Source organism: Comamonas terrigena NBRC 13299, from assembly GCF_006740045.1.
GTDB classification, from domain to species: Bacteria; Pseudomonadota; Gammaproteobacteria; order Burkholderiales; family Burkholderiaceae_C; genus Comamonas; species Comamonas terrigena.
The window spans coordinates 2,432,380-2,450,850 of sequence record NZ_AP019749.1 but is presented as its reverse complement, the minus strand read 5'-3'; the positions used below and the strand labels follow the sequence as shown (position 1 = coordinate 2,450,850).

Below are 18,471 nucleotides of genomic sequence, written 5' to 3'. Positions count from 1 at the left end.
TGCGGCCACCGTGCTGCGGCGGTGCCCACGGCGGGTGTGCGGGTGTCAGTGGCTTGCCACGATTTCCGTCAGATCCCCGTTTTGCTTCAAACGCACGGGCAGCACCTTGGGCAGGGCGGAGCGGAAATGGGCGAGTCTTTGCGGATCGAACGTGCCTGACAGGCGCAGCGCGCCCACTGCCGGGTCGCGCACCACCATGTGCGTGGGGGCGTAGCGTTCGAATTCCGCCAAGGCTGCGGAGAGCGGCACGTTCTCCAGGTTGACCCGGCCGTCGCGCCAGGGGGCGATGCCGGCCGCGGCAAGCGGTGCCACGGGGCCCAGATGTCCATCGGCACTGGCCAGTTGCTGGCCCGCCGTCAGCAGCACGGCCGCCGATTCGGGGGCGTTGCCGCCCGCCGATGGCAGCGGGCGTACGCGCACCTTGCCTTCTTCTACGGCAACGCGCACGGGGCTGCCGGCGGTGTTGCGCACCGCAAAGCGCGTGCCCACCACCGTCACCTGGGTGCTGCCGGCCAGCACGTCGAAGGGCTTGGAGGCGTCTTTTTGCACCTCGAACACGGCCTGTCCTTCCGGCAGCTTCACCTCGCGGCGCTGGCGGTACAGGCTGACTTGGACGCGTGTGGCGGTGTCGAGCCTCAGGTGGGTGCCATCGGGCAGCTCCACGCTCAGTTGCTGCCCGCGCTCGGTCTGGTAGGTCTGCGCAAACACGGGCTGCTGCTGCCAGTGGTCCCAGCCCATATAGGCGCTGCCGACCACCAGCGCCATGGCCACGGCGGACAGGGCCGCGCGCGGGATGGCCTGGGGGATCAATGCGGACCACCAGGACGATGGGCGTTCTGTGGTCTGGGCCTTTTGGGCCGACTCCGCCAGGTCTTTCTTCAGCTGCAGGCGCAGTTGTTCAACGCCCGAGGCCGGCAGGGCATCGAGCTGGCGCCAATCGGCCTGCCAGCGCTGGAACGCGGTGGCGCGGTCCGGGCGTTCCGCCAGCCAATGGCGGAAGTCTGCGTTGGCGTAGGCCGCATCCGGGGCATCGCTGTAGCGCGCAAACCACTCCAGGGCCTCGGCATCGAGGTCGCTGTGTGGCGATTGGGCAGTGGAGCGATCAGTCATGCGGATGCGAAAAGCCAGGGGCCATAGAAAGGTAGACGCACGAGTCTGCCAAAACCCAACGCCGCAAAGCCAAAGAAGTCGCTCATTCTCATCGGCCACTCCGGGGGGCAGCCGTGGCAGCCGAGGCAGGGGTGGATGTTCCGCTGCCCTGCATTTGTTCCTGGCGGGCCCGGCAGGCCTGCATGCCCTGCTTGATGTGGCGCTCCACCATGGTGACGGAGATACCCATCTGCCGGGCCACTTCGGCCTGGGACAGTCCATCGAACTTGTGCAGGATGAAGGCCTCGCGGCAGCGCAGAGGCAACTCGCCGATGGCGGCCAGCAGGGCATCGACGGTTTGGGACGACATGGCGGCCACCTCTGGCTCCAGCGCTTCGGGGCCTGCGGTCCAGTCGGCTGCGTCGGTGGCGGCATCGCCTTCGGTTGCTGCGTAGGTGCCGCGCACTTCGCTGCGGCGGTACTGGTCAATGACCAGATTGCGCGCGGTGCGGTACAGCAGCGCACGCGGTTCGGCGATGGGCTCGCCCGACTCCTGCACGGCCAGCACGCGGGCATAGCTTTCCTGTGCCAGGTCTGCCGCCGTATCGCGGTCTCTGACCGTTCCTTGCAGGAACCTCAGCAACTCTCGGTAGTAGTGTGCGACCACGGGGCAGATCAGGGAGGGAGGGCGGCGTCTTCGCAGTGCATCCGGCCAGGGCGACCGGTGACCACGTGGGGGGCGAGTATACGTGTAAATGATAGTCAATATCATTTGATGCGTTGCCAGGGAGGAGCCGGCGGTGGGCTGGGGTGCAGCGGCAGAGGGCAGGCGGCGTTGCATGCCGGAGCCGCGTTCTGGTGCGGCGGGACGGTAGATCTGCTTTTTTCGTTTGAGCTCATGCGCAAAGCTTTGTTGGGGTTCCGCTGTCTGGCGCCTAGAGTCGCGCTCCTTGACCAGGTGCACCCCTGTGCCCGGCAATGACTGGAATGAGAGTGTGAGTGCTATGAACAAGCGTGAGTTTTTGCTGTCCGGCCTGAAGGTCGGTGCCGTGATCAGCCTGCCCGGCGGCCTGGTGGCCTGCGCCAGTACGGCGGGCACGCAGGAGCCTGTGGTGGACACTGCGGCGGGCAAGCTGCGCGGCCTGCGCACGGCGCAAGGCTTTGCCTTCAAGGGCGTGCCGTATGGCGAGAGCACCGGTGGTGCCAACCGCTTCCGCCCCCCGGTGGCCAAGCAGGGCTGGGCGGGTGTGCGCGATGCCACCGCGCATGGCGCCAGCGCACCGCAGCCCGCCGTGCCCCTGGTGCCGGAGTTTGCCTGGTACTGGCCCACGGCGGCCACCAGCGAAGACAGCCTGTCGCTGGCCGTATTCACCCCAGCGCTGGACGGCAAGAAGCGCCCGGTGCTGCTGTGGCTGCATGGCGGCGGCTTTGCCACCGGCGCCGGCACGGCCCCCGGCTTTGACGGCAGCCACCTGGCCCAGTCGCAGGATGTGGTGGTGGTCTCCATCAACCACCGGTTGAATGTGTTTGGTTCCCTGCTGATCGACGCGCCGGGCTTTGCGCCGGAATCGGCCAATGTGGGTGTGCTGGACCAGGTGCTGGCGCTGCGCTGGGTGCGCGAGAACATTGCGCGCTTTGGGGGCGATGCGGGCAATGTCACCATCTTTGGCCAGTCCGGCGGCGCCGCCAAGGTCACGGCGCTGCTGGGCGCGCCTGCTGCCAAGGGCCTGTTTCACAAGGCCATTGTGCAAAGCGGCTCGGGCCTGTGGCGCCTGGCCAGCCGCGAGAAGGTGGCCCAGGCAAGCCACGGTCTGCTGCAGGAGCTGGGGTTGGACCGTGCCAATGCCGCACGCATCCAGCAGCTGCCGGCCGAGCAGATTGTGGCCGCCTACGGCAAGCTGCTGGCCAAGACCGGTGGTGTGAGCGAGTTCCGCCCCACGCTGGATGGCGTGGTGTTTCAGCAGGAGCCCTACGATCCCGCGGGCACGCCGCTGGCGGCCCAGGTGCCGGTGCTGGTGGGTTATGCCCAGCAGGAAGCCACATTCTTTCTGGCCGGCAACCCGGCCAACTTCACGCTCAGTGAAGCCCAGTTGCAGGCACGGGTGCAGAAGTTTTTGCGCCTGTCCGGTCCGGCGACCAGGGAGCTGCTGCAAAGTTACGCGGCCCAGTACCCGGGCACTACCGCGTCGCAGCGTTTGATTGCGGTGGCCAGCGACTACAACTACAAGCTGCCCACTCTGGCCTTTGCCGACCGCCAGGCCGACCTGGGCGGCGCGCCGGTGCATGCCTATGCGTTCGACTGGACTTCGCCCTCACGCAACGGCGTGCTGGGGGCGGCGCACACGTCCGAAGTGCCTTTCATCTTTGGCACGCTGGATGCGGCCCGCCATCTGGTCCAGGACAGCCCCGACCAGCTGCAGGTGCGCGACCGCATCGGCGCCATCTGGGGGCAGTTTGCCCGCAGCGGCAACCCCAATTCCGAGCGCGCCGGCGTGCAGCATTGGAACCGCTACGAGCGCGGCCAGCGCACCACGGCCCGCATCGGCAAGAGCTGGGCGGTGGTGGACAACCCCGAAGCCCATGCCCGCCAGGCCCTGGCCCAGGTGCCGCTGTATGAGTACAGCTTCCCGGTGTCGTTTGTGCGGGACTGAAGACGGGCGCGCAGGCCTGCGGCGCTGTCTGAGGGCTCAGGGATGATTCTGGACCTTCCGGATGGCGGGAAGGTCCAGAAGGGGCCGAGGCGGCGGGCTTACGCCTTCTTCAGGAATTCCGACTTCAGGATGAACGGACCCTGGTCGGTCTTGCAGTCCACGTCGTGGTCGCCGTTGTCATAGACCAGGCGGATGCCTTTGATCTTGGTGCCTTTCTTGATGACGGTGGAGGAGCCCTTCACCTTCAGGTCCTTGACCAGCAGCACGCTGTCGCCGTCGGCCAGCGGGGTGCCATTGGCGTCCTTGATGACGCGCGGGCCGCTGTCTTCATCGGCTGCAGCGTCGGCCTGGGCCGACCATTCATGGGCGCAGTCGGGGCAGACCAGCAGGTCGCCATCGGGGTAGGTGTGGTCCAGGCCGCATTGGGGGCAGGCGGGCAGGGTGGAATCGCTCATGTCACGTTCGTTGTTACAAAAGTGTGAGCGTACAGCCTCGCGCAGTAGCGGACTGCTGGAGTGCGGATTGCGCGCTGTGGCAGGCGCTGTGGTGTGCTGGTGCGTGCTGGAGCGCGCCGAGATTGTTGCGATGGCTGCAAGAGGCCCGGGCGGCGGGCTTGGAGGGTGGCCTTGCCTCGATCGCTCCGGTCGTGGTGTTGTGCACTGCAGCATGCGTCGGGCATACTGTTTCCTGTTGGGGCCGGTTCCGTGCCGCTGTTGGCATGGCCGGCTTCCGCAGGACAGGAGAGGCCATGCCGTGTACCGCTGACCGTATCCCCACCGGCGCTGCTGCCGGGCCCTGGCGGAAAGTGCGCCCATGCTGAGTGTGCTGGCCGTGGCCGTTTCGCTGGCGCTGCTGATGTTCCTGGCCTACCGGGGCGTGACGGTGCTGCTGCTGGCGCCGCTGATGGCGGCGGTGGCGGTGGTGCTGTCGGGTGACGGGCGCTGGTTGCTGCCGCTGTATACCGACACTTTCATGGCTGCGCTCAGCGGCTATGTGCTGCAGTTTCTGCCCTTGTTCCTGCTGGGCGCACTGTTCGGGCGGCTGATGGCCGATTCGGGCGCGGCCAGCACCTTGGCGCACTGGATTGTGCGCACCCTGGGGAAGAAGTACGCCATCCAGACCGTGGTGCTGGCCTGCGCGCTGCTGACCTATGGCGGGGTGTCGCTGTTTGTGGTGGCTTTTGCCATCTACCCGATTGCGCGCAATCTGTTTGAGGAGGCGCAGATCCCCAAGCGCCTGATTCCGGCCACGATTGCGCTGGGCGCGTTCACCTTCACCATGACGGCCTTGCCGGGATCGCCCTCCATCCAGAACGCCATGCCGATTCCGTACTTCGGCACCAATGTGTTTGCGGCCCCGGGGCTGGGGATTCTGGCTGCGGCGATGATTCTGGCGGGCGGCCTGTGGTGGCTGAGCCGACGGGCCGCCGCTGCCAAGGCCGCAGGCGAAGGCTATGGCGAGCACGACGAAGGCGGCGCCGATGCGGCGCCGACGCCCGAGCAACTGGCGGCCGATGCCGCACGCCACGCCCAGATCCCGTTGTGGATGGCGCTGCTGCCGCTGCTGCTGGTGATAGGCGTGAACGCGCTGTTCACCTATGGCGTGTTTCCACGCATGGACCTGGGTTTTGTGACCGAGCGTTTTCCGGCGCTGGACCCGAGCCGGCTGGTGGGCCTGTGGGCGCTGGTGATTGCGCTGATTGCTGCCTGCACGGCACTGGTGCTGCTGCGCCTGGGGCGGTGGCACAACCTCAAGGACACCATCAACCAGGGGGTGTTTGGCTTCATGCTGCCGCTGTTCAACACCGCGTCCGAAGTGGGCTATGGCGCGGTGATTGCATCGCTGGCCGGTTTTGCGCTGATCCGCGATGCGGTGCTGCAGGTGTCCAGCAATCCCCTGGTGTCCGAGGCCGTGGCCATGAATGTGCTGGCGGGGATCACCGGGTCGTCGTCCGGCGGGCTGAGCATTGCGCTGCAGACCCTGGGCGCCGACTACCTGGCCATGGCCCAGGCTGCCGGCATCAGCCCCGCGCTGCTGCACCGGGTGGCGGTGATGGCCGCCGGTGGCATGGACACCTTGCCGCACTGCGGCGCCATCATCACCTTGCTGGCGATCTGCAAGCTCAACCACCGCCAGTCCTATGGCGACATTGCGGCGGTGACCATGCTGTTCCCGCTGCCGGCGTTGGTGCTGGTGATCGCCCTGGGCACCTGGGTGGGCAGCTTCTGAGCTCGTGCCATGCCGGGACGCTGCCTGCCAAGGCGGTTGCTGCCCGGAGTGCTTTCGGTGCCGTAGAGGGCAGGAGGGTGGACAGAGGGGAGCGTCGGGCGGGGCGTACAGGGCGAAAGAACGAAAGCTGCAGAAAAACCGTTCGCGCCTATTGCAATGCAGCAAACCGGCCCGCATGTCCCCCCGGTCCGGCTGTGCGGACCGGGCATGCCGCTGGCATGCATTCCCTGGCTGCGGCCGGGCGGACATCCTCTTTCGATTGGCTCTTATGACCTCACTCCAGACTCCTTTCCACATTGGCTCCGTCACCCTGTCCAACCGCGTGGTGATGGCCCCGCTGACGCGCATGCGTGCCTTTGACGGCCGTGCGCCGGGTGCACTGCAGGCGACGCACTACCGCCAGCGTGCAGGCGCGGGGCTGATCCTGACGGAAGCCACATCGGTCACGCCGATGGGCGTGGGCTATCCCAATACGCCGGGCATCTGGTCGGACGCGCAGGTGGCGGGCTGGAAGCAGGTGACCGAGGCCGTGCACGCCGAAGGCGGCAAGATTGCACTGCAGCTGTGGCATGTGGGCCGTATTTCGGACCCCGAGCTGCTGGATGGCCAGCTGCCCGTGGCCCCCAGCGCCATTGCCGCCGAAGGCGAGGTGAATGTGCTGCGCCCCAAGCGCCCCTATGCGGTGCCGCGCGCGCTGGAGACGGCCGAGATCGCCGGCATTGTGCAGAACTTTGTGCAGGCCGCGCGCAACGCCAAGGCGGCCGGTTTTGACTTCATCGAAGTGCATGCCGCCAACGGCTATCTGTTCGACCAGTTCCTGCACGACGGCAGCAACCAGCGTACCGACCAGTACGGCGGCAGCATTGAAAACCGCGCACGCTTTCTGCTGGAGACGCTGGATGCGCTGGCCCAGGAATGGCCGGCCGAACGCATTGGCGTGCACCTGAACCCCATGAGCAACACGCACAGCATGCGCGACAGCGACCCCGTGGCGCTGTTCACCTATGTGGCCGAACAGATTGCGGCGCGCAAGCTGGGCTTCATCTTCTCGCGCGAAGAGCTCAAGGACGGCGTGCTGCCCATCGGCCAGCACATGCGCAAGGTCTTCAAGGGCACGTTCATTGCCAATGACGGCTTCACCCAGCAGCAGGCCGAAGCCGTGCTGGCCAGCGGCGCGGCCGATGCCGTGGCCTTTGGCCGCACCTTCATTGCCAACCCGGATCTGCCGGCCCGCTTTGCCCAGAGCGCGCCGCTGAATGCGCTGAACGCCTCGACCATCTACAGCCCCGACGCCACGGGGTACAACGACTACCCGGCGCTGGAAGCCTGCACCGCAGACTGAGGCAGATCACAACTGCTGCACGCCCGGCGCCGCTTCACCCGGCGGCCCACAGTGCAGCGGTGCGGTGACCATCTAAGGCCAGGCTTGTCAGCCTGGCCTTTTTTTGTGCCATGGAGACGGCGAGCGGTGAATGGCGGTTGGCGGACCGCGGTGGCCAATGGTTGGTGGCCCTGGCCACGCGCTGCCATCGCTGGCTTTTTCGATACGGGCGTACGTACTTTATTCGCCCGTGTGGAACGCCTGCATGCCCTGCATGCAGTACTGCAGAAAGCGGTTGGCGGACGGTGACAGATAGCGGCCGGTGCGGGTGATGAGCTGCATCTCGGCCTGCTGGAACGGGGTGCTGTTCACCGCCACGGCGCGCACGCGGCCCTGGGCCAGTTCGGTGGTGATGGCGCAAGGCGGCAGCAGGGTCACGCCCTGGTTGGTGGCGACAAAGCTGATCAGCACGCTGATCAGGTTGCTGGTCAGGGCGGGGGAGAGGCGGATCTTGTCCGCCTGCTCGGCGTATTCCACCAGCTGGCGGATGCCGTATACGCCCTGGAGCAGGGCGATGGGCCACTGCGTCAGCGCCTGCAGCGTGGTGTGCGGCGCATCGGCCAGCGGGTGCTGGGGGTGGACGATGGCGTGCATGGGCTGGCGCGCGGCGCCGCGGGCGGTGATGTGGCTGTCGGCCGGCGGGTAGTAGACGAGGCCGATTTCGGCCTCGTCTTCGCGCACGCGGCGCATGATTTCGGTGGTGCCGTAGATTTCCAGCGACACGCTGACCCCCGGGTGCTGCAGGCGGAACTGGCGGATCGGCCCGTCGATCAGCTCCTGGGCAAAGCCTTCTCCGCTGACCACGCTGACACTGCCGCTGTGCAGGCCGCGCAGCGCATCCACCTTGGCCAGCATGTCGTGCTGGTGGGCGGTCTGCTGGCGGTGGTAGTCCAGGATGAGCTGGCCGGCCTCGGTGGGGACCACGCCGGTGCGGTGGCGCTCCAGCAGTGCCAGGCCCAGTTCTTCTTCCAGCAGGCTGACCTGGCGGCTGACGGCCGAGGGCACGATGCCCAGTTTTTCGGCTGCAGCGCGCACGGAGCCACAGGAAACCGCTTCAAAAAGATAGCGTGCGCGGGAGTCTTGGAAGGCTTGCATGGAGGTCACCAGGGGCGTAGATTGATGCGTGGTAATACTAATGTTCTTTTTTTTAGAACAGAAAACAAAACCACATGCAATAAACGCATTGCTATATTCGGCGCCCGTATGGGCAGGGGCTGGGGTGCCGGCTGGGTCTGCCATTTCGAGCCATCCATTGCGCGGCACAACGTGGGCTGCAGCGCAGAGAAAGACATTGATGAGTACAGCGATGCGGCCAGCCAAGGCAGCAATGAACATGGGCAGCGTGGTGCAGATTTTTTTGCTGGCGCTGGTGATTGCGGCCTTGTCCGAATGGCTGGGGCCTCTGCCCATTGCCCTGGGCGTGGGCAAGGTGGTGCTGCTGCCGATGATCTGGGCGCTGCTGATCGGCCTGGTGCTGGGCCTGCTGCGCAAGCGCATGCCGGCTCCGCTGCAGGTCAGCCTGCACAGCCAGCATCTGTCGGCGGCGATTCTGTCGTCGGCGCTGTTCCTGTTCATCGCCAAGCTGGGTCTGCTGGTGGGCGGTTCGCTGCCGCAGCTGGCCCAGGTGGGCTGGGGTCTGGTGCTGCAGGAGCTGGGCAATCTGGTGGGCTGCATTGCCTTGGGCATGCCGGTGGCGCTGCTGCTGGGCATCAAGCGCGAGGCGGTGGGCGCCACGTTCTCCATCGGCCGTGAGCCGGGTCTGGCCATCATCGGCGAGCGTTTCGGCATGGATTCGCCCGAAGGCCGCGGTGTGCTGGCCGAGTACATCACCGGCACGCTGATTGGTGCGATCTTCATTTCGCTGCTGGCGGGCTTTGTCTCCAGCCTGAACATCTTCCATCCGCTGGCCCTGGGCATGGGCGCGGGCGTGGGTTCGGGTTCGATGACGGCCGCTGCCGTGGGTGCCATTGCCGCACAGCACCCCGAGATGAGCGACCAGATCGCCACCTTTGCCGCTGCCGCCAACCTGATTGCCACCACGGTGGGCACCTACCTGACGCTGTTCATCTCGCTGCCCGTGGCCGTGTACGCCTACCGCGTGCTGGAGCCGCTGCTGGGCCGCAACCGCAAGGCTGTGGCCGTGGAAGAAGCCAAGGCCGCCGCAGACGATGCCGAGGAAGAAGTGGTGCACGGTCCCGTGCTGGGCCTGGGCATGCGCCTGGCTTCGTGGGTGCTGGTGGGCGCGATGGTGCTGATCGGCAACCGCATCGGCTACGGTATTCCCGTGCTGGATGCGCTGCCGGGCGTGGTCATCATCATCGTGGCGGTGCTGGTGGGCGACCTGATCTATGTAGGCACCAAGCGCAAGCTGCCTGCCGTGTGCTGGATCTCGTTCATCGCCATGGCGCTGACCTTCCCCCACACGCCGTATGCGGCCGAAGTGGCCGCACTGACCGGCAAGATCAACTTCCTGGCCATGATCACCCCGATGCTGACCTTCGCCGGCCTGTCGCTGGCCAAGGACATTCCGGCTTTCCGCCGCCTGGGCTGGCGCATTGTGGTGGTGTCGCTGCTGGCCAATGCCGGCGTGTTCCTGGCCGCGACGATGATCGCGCAGACCTTTGTGCACACGCTGTAAGCACCACCGGAGCAGAGCATGCAAACCATTCAATGGCCGGGTCAGCAAGAGCTGCAAGCCTGGCGCCATGATTTTCACCGCCACCCGGAAACCGCCTTCCAGGAGCACCGCACCAGTGCCCGCGTGGCCGAGCTGCTGACCAGCTTCGGGCTGGAAGTGCACACCGGCCTGGCCGGCACCGGCGTGGTGGCCGTGCTGCAGGGCGCGCTGGGTGCGGGCCCGTCCATCGGCCTGCGGGCCGATATGGACGCGCTGCATGTGACCGAGCTGAACACCTGCGAGCATGCCTCGCAGCACACCGGCCGCATGCACGCCTGTGGCCACGACGGCCACACCAGCATGCTGCTGGGCGCGGCCAAGACGCTGGCGGCCCACCCGGACTTTGCTGGTACCGTGCACTTCATCTTCCAGCCTGCGGAAGAAAACGAAGGCGGCGCCCGCGCCATGATTGCGGACGGCCTGTTCCAGCGCTTTCCCATGGAAGCCGTCTACAGCATGCACAACTGGCCGGGGCTGCCGGTGGGCACGGCGGCGGTCCACAGCACGGCCGTGATGGCGGCGTTCGACATTTTTGACCTGACGCTGATTGGCAAAGGCTGCCACGCCGCCATGCCCCACCTGGGCAAGGATGCGCTGCTGGCCGCCTGCCAGCTGGTGACCCAGCTGCCGGCGCTGATTGCCCGCGAGCAGGAGGTGCACAAGCCCGCCGTGCTGAGCGTGACCAGCTTCAACGCGGGCGACACCTACAACGTGATGCCCGAAGCCATCAAGCTGCGCGGCACCGTGCGCTGCTTTGACATGGCCCAGCGTGCGCGCATCGAGCAGCGTTTTCGCGACGCCATCAACGCGACCTGCGTGCTGCACGGGCTGGAAGCAAAGCTGGATTACCGCGTGAGCTACCCGGCCACCATCAACAACCCGCAGCACGCCGAGGTCTGTGCCGAGGTGCTGAACAGTGTGCTGGGCGATGGCAAGGTGCGCCGCGACATGGTGCCCAGCATGGCTTCGGAAGATTTCTCCTTCATGGCCCAGGAATGCCCCGGTGTCTACATCTGGCTGGGCAATGGGGAAGACAGTGCCTCGCTGCACAACCCCAAGTACGACTTCAACGACGCGAATCTGCCGCTGGGCGTGCGCTACTGGGTGGAGCTGGTGGGTGCGCTGCTGCGCGACGGCAAGCTGCCCCAGGCGTCCGCCGCGGTCTGACCGCAAGGCGGCAGGGCAGCAGAGCTGCAGAACGGCTGTGATAGCGGCCTTCCGCACAACCCTGCACCTTCAAAAAAAGCCAGCGCACTGCGCTGGCTTTTTTCATGGCCGTGTGTGGGGCTTACTTGTCGAACAGCGCCTGCAGCTGTTCGCGCTGTGCCTGGCCGGATTGCAGGGCCAGCATCAGCAGAATGCGCGCCTTGGGGGCCTTGAGGTCGCCGGCCATGACGGCGCCGGCGTCGAAGGAGGTTTTGCCGCCGCCTTCAAAACCATAGCTGGGCATCACGCGGCCGTTGTGCACGCGGGTGGTGACCACCACGGGCACGCCTTTGCCGATGGCGTATTTGGCGGCGTTCAGCATGGGCACGTTCATATTGCCCATGCCCAGCGCGTCGATGACGATGCCTTTGACGCCCCGGTCCACGGCCTGGCGCAGCGCCTCACCGTTGGCGCCGCCGTACATGGGGAAGATTTCCACGTCGGGCATGGTCTGGGCCTGGATGGCGATGTGCTGGCGGCGCACGGGGGCGCTGCCGTAGATCACGCGGTCGGGGTAGACCTCGCCCAGAAAGCCGTATTCGCCGGAGCGGAAGGTGTCCACATTGGCGGTGTGCGTCTTGGTCACATAGCGTGCGGCGTTGATCTGGTTGTTCATGGCCAGCATCGCGCCCTTGTTCTGGGACTGCGGGTCGACGGCAATGCGCACGGCGTTGAGCAGGTTGCGCGGGCCGTCAAAGTCCGACACCGAGGCGTTGCGCTGGGCACCGATCAGCACGACGGGCTTGGGCGACTGCACGGTCAGGTCCAGCCAGAAGGCGGTTTCCTCCAGCGTGTCGGTGCCGTGGGAGACGATCACGCCCGCCACCTCGGGCCGGGCCAGCGCGGCCTGGACGGCGGCGCTGAGCTGCACCCAGCGCGCCGGGTCCATATAGTCCGACGGGACATTGGAGAGGTTGTTCACCTGGATCTGGGCGTACTTGCCCACATCGGGCACGGTGGCCAGCAGGTCGTCGCCGGAAATGGCCGGCACCGGTGCATTCTTGACCGGGTCGATCTTCATGGCGATGGTGCCGCCGGTGGCAATGAACTGCACCGTGGGTTTGGCCTGGGCCAGGACGTTGCCGGCCAGCAAGGTGGTGGACAGCGCCACGGCGAGGGCCATGGCAGTGGGGCGAAAGCGTTGCATAGGGGTGTGTCTCCGAGAGGGGAAAGGCTTGTAATGCGCCTGCCATGCAGCAGGACCCGCCATTGTTGGCACGCCAATGCACCGTTTTGGGGAGTTGGGCCTCGTGGAAATCCCGCAGCCGCCGGGGCGCGGCGTGTGGCAAGCCGGCGGGGCCTTGTGCGGTGCAGGTCTGGTATCCGCTGACGTTTTTCCTTGTATCTAGTCGGATGCTCCTGATTGGATAGCAATTTGTGCCTGCCAATGAAGGATGTGAGGCGGGTTGGATGGAAGTGCCATCGCTGTCCTGCAGGTGACGCAGCCGGTGGCGGGGCACCGTGGGCGTGTGCCTCCGCAGGTATGTTTTGTGCAATGCACAGGGTGGGGCCTGGGCCGCAGCGGCGCAGGCTGATCTCTCCCTCCACTTTGTGAATGCCTGCCATGACCCTTCAGCATGTGACTTTGACTTCCACTACCCCGGTGGGCGCTCCGCGCGCCGCCGGCAGCCCGGCGCCGTGTGTGGTGCCGGCGCGGCCGGAGCCGGTGGCGTTTGCGGCGGCGCAGTCCGCGCTGATCGTGGTGGACATGCAGAACGCCTATGCCTCGGTGGGCGGCTATGTCGACCAGGCCGGCTTCAGCGTGGCCGGCGCGCAGGCCGCGGCCGACAAGATCCTGCAGGCCATCAGCGCCGCGCGCGCGGCGGGCATGCTGGTGGTGTTTCTGCAAAACGGCTGGGACGCCGACTATGTGGAGGCGGGCGGCCCTGGATCGCCCAACTGGTACAAGAGCAATGCGCTCAAGACCATGCGCAAAAAGCCCGAGCTGGCGGGCCGCTTCCTGGCCAAGGGAGGCTGGGACTATGCGCTGATGGACTGCATGCAGCCCCAGCCCGGAGACATTGTGGTGCCCAAGGTGCGCTACAGCGGCTTCTTTCACAGCCAGCTGGACAGCGTGCTGCGTGCGCGGGGCATCAACACCTTGTTCATGACCGGCATTGCCACCAATGTGTGCGTGGAGTCCACCTTGCGCGACGCCTTCCACCTGGAGTACTTCAGCGTGCTGCTGGAGGATGCCACCCATGCGCTGGGGGGCGACAGCATGCAGCAGGCCACGGCGTACAACGTGGAGACGTTCTTTGGCTGGGTCAGCCAGGTGCCGGCGTTTTGCGACGCCTTGCAGACCGAGCCGGTGATGGCCTGAGGGCAGAGGGTATGCCGGGATGAGGCAGGGCTGAGGGATGGCTGCTACGGTGTAAAAACTGTGCAGAATGTTGATTTAGTCAACATTTCAATGCGATAATTGATTGATTAAATCAACCAATATCTGCATGACACCGTCTTCCTCTCCCACTCCGTCCCGCTGGAAGCTGCACCGCCGCTTTGTCCCCGTGGTGTTTGCCTTCTACATGGCCATGATCATGGCGTTGCTGATGTGCGCCACCATCGTCGGGGTGCAAACCGGTTTCGACGCAGGCTACTGGTCCCGCGTGCTGAGCGCCTATATGCTGGCCTTGCCGGTGGCGTTCTGCTGTGTGATGGTGGTGCGGCCTTTTGTAATGCGCCTGGTGGCGCTGACGGTGCATACCGGACACTGAAAATCGCCAGGGCACTCTGCACCCTGGCGTCTTGCTGGCAGCTGCGAAACGGCGAAAACCGCCGCATTCCGCGCTGCCTCCTGGTGTGGGAAGCCTGCATGCCGGAGGCCTTGCGCACTGTTGGGGTGCTGATAGCCGGTGCTCACGAAGGTCTTGTCGCCTAGGCGTCACTGCGGAATCGCTATCGATTTCTACACTCTTTGTCACCAAATAACTATTAGGAAGACAAAGACAATGAGTATCTCGCGCAGAACCGCTCTGCAGGCGGGCGTGTCGGCCGTGGCCGGCTCCTGGCTGGGCACCGCACCGTCGCTGGCCCAGGCCAGCAAGGCTTTTCCCACCCGTGCCATCAAGCTGGTGGTGGCGTTCCCGGCCGGGGGGCCGACCGACCTGACCATGCGGCAGCTGGCAGAGAACGCGAGCAAGGTCCTGGGCCAGCCCGTCATCGTGGAAAACCGCCCGGGTGCCTCGGGCTCGCTGCCTGCGGCCCAGCTGCAGTCCACCCAGGCCGATGGCTACACCCTGGCCCAGTTGCCGATGAGCGTGATGCGCCTGCCGTTCACCACCGGCCTGAAGTGGAATCCGGTGGAAGACCTGAGCTATATCCTGAATGTGACCGGCTATGCGTTCTGCATGGTGGCCAGCACCCAGTCGGGCCTGAAGAGCTGGCAGGACGTGGTGGCCTGGGCCAAGGCCCATCCCGGCAAGCTGACCATTGGCAACACCGGCACCTACACCTCGCCGCACGTGACCTCGGCCATCATTGCCCAGCAACTGGGCCTGGAAGTGGTGCATGTGCCCTACAAGGGCTCGGCCGAGCTGATGCGCGCCACCATGTCCGGTGAGGTGATGGTGGCGGCCGATACCAGCGCCGTCATCCCCTATGTGGACCAGGGCCGCATGGTGGCGCTGAATGTGTGGACCGAAAAGCGCCTGCCCACGCTGCCCAAGACGCCCACGCTGATTGAGCTGGGCCTGCCCACGACCCAGTATTCGCCGTTTGGCCTGGTGGCGCCCAAGGGTCTGCCCAAGGATGTGCAGGCCCGCTTGCACGACGCGTTCAAGCAGGCCATGGAGATGGAAAGCTACCAGGCCATGCTGCAGCGCTTCGAGATGCTGCCCATCTACATGGACAGCGCGCGCTACAAGCAGTTTGCCCAGGAATCCACCGTCAAGGAAAAGGCTGCGCTGGCCAAGCTGGGCCCGCAGGCCTGAGCCGGGCTGGCTCTATAGCAATGTGCTGCTTCGGCGCCGCCAGCGCGCTGGCGGGCTGAAGCGGCCATTGCATGCTTTCAGGCTTGCAGGTTTACAAGCTTGAGAGTTTGAGAGTGCGTGAACCCTGGCGGGGCTCCGGCACCGTCAGGCGCTGCGTCTACTGCACCCCGTGGGCAGGCCCGCACTGCAGCGCCTGCGGCAGGTGCGGGTTGATCCGATCTTGGCACAGGGCGGCGTAGTCCTGCTGCCATGCGGCCCAGGTGCGGCTGGGGGCCTGCGGGTCGGCCAGCAGCCGATCCACCCGTTCCGGGATGTGCAGCAGGTCCTCAGGCGGAGGGCCGGGCACGTGCCGGGCCCATGCGGCCACTTCCCTGGACAGCGGCGAGTCGTCCAGCGCCTTCACTTGCACACGCAGCCGGTGTATGGCCTGGTTCACCTGGCTGCCGGTGTGCGCCAGATCCGGCGGGGCCGCACCATCGAGAAATCCGTAGACGGCCAGCAGGCCCAGGCAGGCCAGACCGGTGGTGAGCAAGCGCGGCACGGAGTGACTCCTTTGACGGATGGGACCGGGGCTCCGGGGGTAAAGCTTCGCATAGAGCAAGGGCCCATTCGGAAATCTAGCTCCGTCGTGGTGGCGGGTGCTGCGCTGTACATGCAACAGGCGCAAGCAAGTGTTGTGCAGTTCGGGGCCGTGGAAAGGGTATCGCCACGGGCCGGGTCAGACCGCGGCCAGCGTGGTTGGCTGGGCTAGCGGCCCAGCAGCCGTGCGTCGTAGACAAAACGCCCGTGGTCCACGGCGGTGATCTGCGCCGCATCGGGGTGGGCGGGGTTGAGCAGGTAGTTGAATTCCTGCGGAATGATGACGGAGGGCACGCGCAGCACGGCGCTGCGCAGGCTGCGCGCCCAGCGGGAGCCGTAGTCGGCGGCACTGGGGCTGTCGGGGCGTGCGTTCCAGCGGGCCGGCGGCGTGGCGGTTTCGGCAGCCGCCCACACGGCGGCGGGAATCTGCACCTCGATCAGGTAGCGGCGCAGCGGCAGGCCGCTGGCGTTCAGGTGCACCACGGTCTCCAGGCAGGCCAGCGCGACGGAGCTGGCGCAGTACACCATGGGCACGGAAGGCCGGTTCCAGCGCCCGCCGTGGATGGCCATGCCTTTGCCGTCCAGGTCGGTGGCTTTCCAGGCCGGGCCCTGGGTGGCAATGCGCCAGACCGAAACCGGTGGGGGCGCGGCCTCAGGCATAGGCACCGGAGATCATGCGGTGCAGCAGCGATTCCACCAGCGCCACGCCCGAAGCGGTGTCCAGGTAGGCGGCCGGTTTCTCGCCGCCCAGCGCGGGGTTGGCCTGCTCCAGCCACTGGCCCAGCCACTGGCCGGCATCGAAACCCTGGGGGTCGCCATAGTCCTGCACCATCTGCTGGACCATGCCGATCAGACGCTGCAGCTGGAACAGGCGTTCGCTCTGGTCGCTGTCCAGCACGTCGGCGCCCTTGATCTTGCGCAGCACCGTGGACTTGGGAAAGCCCAGGATGTGGATGGTGCGGTCCACGCTGAGCTGCAGCGCCGAGGCCATGTCGGACACGCCCTGGGCGCCCAGGCCCTGGCGGATGACGGCAATGCGGTCCTGCACCGGCATGGCCAGCGCGTCGGCATATACGCCGGTGGCAGCGCCTGCCCGAGGGCCTGTGCGGCGGGTGGAAGCACGCCCCGGAACACGGGCCGCAGCGCCGGGGCGGGGCGGCATGGGGGATGCCCGGCTGGCGGACGGGCTGGTAGACCGACTGGTCCTTGGGGTGGCGCGGGTCATGGCGGGGTGGTGCTCATTTGGGTGATTTGATTATCTCAAATGAACAGAAAAGGGCAAGCCTTGCGGGGAGCGCTGGCTGTCAACCCGGGCCGACCGTCCGGGCCAGCGCGCTGCCTTATTTGAAGATGGCCACCGGCATCTCCGCCTGCAGCCGGATCTGGTCGATGTTGGCTTCGCCCTGGGCCTTGTTGGTGCGGTGCACGCCATAGCGCAGCTGCAGCGACAGGCCCTTGGCGCTGCCTTGCTGCACGGTGTAGCGCACGATCAGATCGCGCTCCCAGTGCTTGCCCCCAGAGCCGGTGTAGCCCAGGTAGTTGGCATAGACGCTGTTGAGGCGGCGGTTGTCCACGCCGGAGCCCCGGGTGTAGGCCACGCCCGCGCTCAGGCCCGGGGTGAGCAGGCTGCCCAGGTCCAGGTGGTACTGGAGCTGCCATGAAGCCTCATGTGCACCATTGAAATCGGACAGCTGCATGGCGTTGTCCAGCCAGATGGAGCCCCGGTTCACATAGTCGAAGGGGTTGTCGCCGTTGACCTTCTGGTAGCCCAGTCCCAGCTTGTGCGGGCCGAAGGCGTAGCTGCCCAGCAGGCTCCAGGTGGTGGTGGCGATGTCGCCCGCCCGGGCCTTGCCGGTGTCGGCGCTGCGGTAGACATTCAGGTTGAAGGAGAGGCTGCGCTGGTCGGCCAGCGGCAGCTTGTAGAAGCTGCCCAGGTACCAGGTGTTCCAGTGGTCCTCATAGCGGCCGTAGTAGCTGCTGACCGACAGGTTGGGGATGGGGGTGTTCCAGGCGCCGCCCAGAAAGCTGAAGGCATCGCCATTCACCCCGGAGTAGTTGGCCAGCAGCTGGCCGCCATTGCTGCGGGCATTGCGGTCGGCCCAGCGAGTGAAACGCCCGGCTTGCAGCGTGACGTTGGCAATGTCGCTGCTGGTGATCTGCCAGCCGCGGTTGGTTTCGGGCAGCAGGCGGGTGTCGGAGGAGCTGAAGATGGGGTTCTTGGTGCGCATCTCGCCCAGCTTCAGTTCGGTGGAGGAGACGCGCAGCTTCAGTGCGCCGCCGGCACGGCCGAAGCGGTCCGGGATGTCCTGCCCGTCCTTGGCCACGTAGCGCGGCGTGGCGCGTGCACTGTCCGCCTCGGTGCCCAGGTTGACGGCGCCATAGGCATGGGCGTCCAGCCCGACGCCCACCAGTCCGCGCGTATAGCCAGACTGGTAGTTCAGCATCAGTCCGTAGGCCGCTTCCTGGGCCTGGGTCTGGCCGCGCACACCGCTGGCTGCGCGGAAGCTGCTGCCCTTCTGGTAGTCCAGCTGCTCGAACAGCATGCGGTTGAGCAGGGTCAGGCTGCTGCCTTCGGTGAAACCGGTGGCGTCATCCTGGGCGCCGGCACAGGCGGCGCCGGTGGTGCAGAGCAGGGCCAGGCTGAGAAGGTGGGGGGCGGTAGGTCGGCGCATGGAGGGGCGGGGTGGATGGGAAGGGTGGCCGGCGCAGCGTGCGCAGGGTGTAGCG

General features: G+C 66.4%; 17 protein-coding genes. 8 read left to right on the top strand and 9 right to left on the bottom strand.

The window, feature by feature from the left end; genetic code table 11:
* Window positions 1-45 precede the first annotated feature (45 nt).
* Complete coding sequence (locus tag CT3_RS11075; RefSeq protein ID WP_066532274.1) at window positions 46-1,110, bottom strand: FecR family protein; 1,065 nt, start codon at window positions 1,108-1,110, stop codon at window positions 46-48.
* 88 nt (window positions 1,111-1,198) lie between these two features.
* Complete coding sequence (locus CT3_RS11070; protein ID WP_066532265.1) at window positions 1,199-1,756, bottom strand: sigma-70 family RNA polymerase sigma factor; 558 nt, start codon at window positions 1,754-1,756, stop codon at window positions 1,199-1,201.
* Between the two features lie 337 nt (window positions 1,757-2,093).
* Between CT3_RS11070 and CT3_RS11065 the strand changes: the two genes are divergently transcribed.
* A complete protein-coding gene (locus CT3_RS11065) occupies window positions 2,094-3,740 on the top strand; it encodes a carboxylesterase/lipase family protein (protein ID WP_066532260.1) in 1,647 nt (548 codons plus the stop codon).
* Between the two features lie 98 nt (window positions 3,741-3,838).
* On the opposite strand, the gene CT3_RS11060 is transcribed toward CT3_RS11065, so the two are convergent.
* Window positions 3,839-4,195 (bottom strand): zinc ribbon domain-containing protein YjdM, encoded by a 357-nt coding sequence (locus CT3_RS11060; protein WP_066532258.1) that lies wholly within the window; start codon window positions 4,193-4,195, stop codon window positions 3,839-3,841.
* 358 nt (window positions 4,196-4,553) lie between these two features.
* On the opposite strand from CT3_RS11060, the gene CT3_RS11055 reads away from it, so the two are divergent.
* Window positions 4,554-5,969 carry a GntP family permease gene (locus tag CT3_RS11055; protein WP_083520184.1) on the top strand — a complete coding sequence of 472 codons (1,416 nt, stop codon included), beginning with the start codon at window positions 4,554-4,556 and terminating at the stop codon, window positions 5,967-5,969.
* A 268-nt stretch (window positions 5,970-6,237) separates the two neighbouring features.
* Window positions 6,238-7,311 (top strand): alkene reductase, encoded by a 1,074-nt coding sequence (locus CT3_RS11050; RefSeq protein ID WP_066532253.1) that lies wholly within the window; start codon window positions 6,238-6,240, stop codon window positions 7,309-7,311.
* A gap of 219 nt (window positions 7,312-7,530) precedes the next feature.
* Here CT3_RS11050 and CT3_RS11045 read toward each other — a convergent pair whose 3' ends face one another.
* A complete protein-coding gene (locus tag CT3_RS11045) occupies window positions 7,531-8,445 on the bottom strand; it encodes a LysR family transcriptional regulator (RefSeq protein ID WP_066532250.1) in 915 nt (304 codons plus the stop codon).
* 199 nt (window positions 8,446-8,644) lie between these two features.
* On the opposite strand from CT3_RS11045, the gene CT3_RS11040 reads away from it, so the two are divergent.
* Window positions 8,645-9,988 carry a DUF3100 domain-containing protein gene (locus CT3_RS11040; protein ID WP_066532242.1) on the top strand — a complete coding sequence of 448 codons (1,344 nt, stop codon included), beginning with the start codon at window positions 8,645-8,647 and terminating at the stop codon, window positions 9,986-9,988.
* A gap of 18 nt (window positions 9,989-10,006) precedes the next feature.
* A complete protein-coding gene (locus CT3_RS11035; protein WP_066532235.1) occupies window positions 10,007-11,194 on the top strand; it encodes a M20 aminoacylase family protein in 1,188 nt (395 codons plus the stop codon).
* A 121-nt stretch (window positions 11,195-11,315) separates the two neighbouring features.
* Here CT3_RS11035 and CT3_RS11030 read toward each other — a convergent pair whose 3' ends face one another.
* The gene (locus tag CT3_RS11030) at window positions 11,316-12,380 is read right to left on the bottom strand and encodes an asparaginase (protein ID WP_066532234.1); all 1,065 of its coding nucleotides are present in this window, start codon (window positions 12,378-12,380) and stop codon (window positions 11,316-11,318) included.
* Between the two features lie 417 nt (window positions 12,381-12,797).
* Between CT3_RS11030 and CT3_RS11025 the strand changes: the two genes are divergently transcribed.
* From CT3_RS11025 to CT3_RS11015, 3 genes are all read left to right on the top strand, one after another.
* The gene (locus CT3_RS11025) at window positions 12,798-13,556 is read left to right on the top strand and encodes an isochorismatase family protein (protein ID WP_083520183.1); all 759 of its coding nucleotides are present in this window, start codon (window positions 12,798-12,800) and stop codon (window positions 13,554-13,556) included.
* A gap of 127 nt (window positions 13,557-13,683) precedes the next feature.
* Window positions 13,684-13,950 carry a DUF2798 domain-containing protein gene (locus CT3_RS11020; protein WP_066532228.1) on the top strand — a complete coding sequence of 89 codons (267 nt, stop codon included), beginning with the start codon at window positions 13,684-13,686 and terminating at the stop codon, window positions 13,948-13,950.
* Window positions 13,951-14,190: 240 nt separating this feature from the next.
* Complete coding sequence (locus tag CT3_RS11015) at window positions 14,191-15,165, top strand: Bug family tripartite tricarboxylate transporter substrate binding protein (protein ID WP_066533306.1); 975 nt, start codon at window positions 14,191-14,193, stop codon at window positions 15,163-15,165.
* Window positions 15,166-15,322: 157 nt separating this feature from the next.
* Here CT3_RS11015 and CT3_RS11010 read toward each other — a convergent pair whose 3' ends face one another.
* From CT3_RS11010 to CT3_RS10995, 4 genes are all read right to left on the bottom strand, one after another.
* Window positions 15,323-15,706, bottom strand: a complete 384-nt coding sequence (locus CT3_RS11010; protein ID WP_127446214.1) for a hypothetical protein — start codon at window positions 15,704-15,706, stop codon at window positions 15,323-15,325.
* Between the two features lie 206 nt (window positions 15,707-15,912).
* Window positions 15,913-16,404, bottom strand: a complete 492-nt coding sequence (locus tag CT3_RS11005) for an RES family NAD+ phosphorylase (RefSeq protein ID WP_066532219.1) — start codon at window positions 16,402-16,404, stop codon at window positions 15,913-15,915.
* The gene (locus CT3_RS11000) at window positions 16,397-16,906 is read right to left on the bottom strand and encodes an antitoxin Xre-like helix-turn-helix domain-containing protein (protein ID WP_172591802.1); all 510 of its coding nucleotides are present in this window, start codon (window positions 16,904-16,906) and stop codon (window positions 16,397-16,399) included. The genes CT3_RS11005 and CT3_RS11000 overlap by 8 nt, the downstream gene beginning before the upstream one ends.
* A gap of 178 nt (window positions 16,907-17,084) precedes the next feature.
* Complete coding sequence (locus CT3_RS10995; protein WP_066532208.1) at window positions 17,085-18,416, bottom strand: OprD family outer membrane porin; 1,332 nt, start codon at window positions 18,414-18,416, stop codon at window positions 17,085-17,087.
* Window positions 18,417-18,471 lie beyond the last annotated feature (55 nt).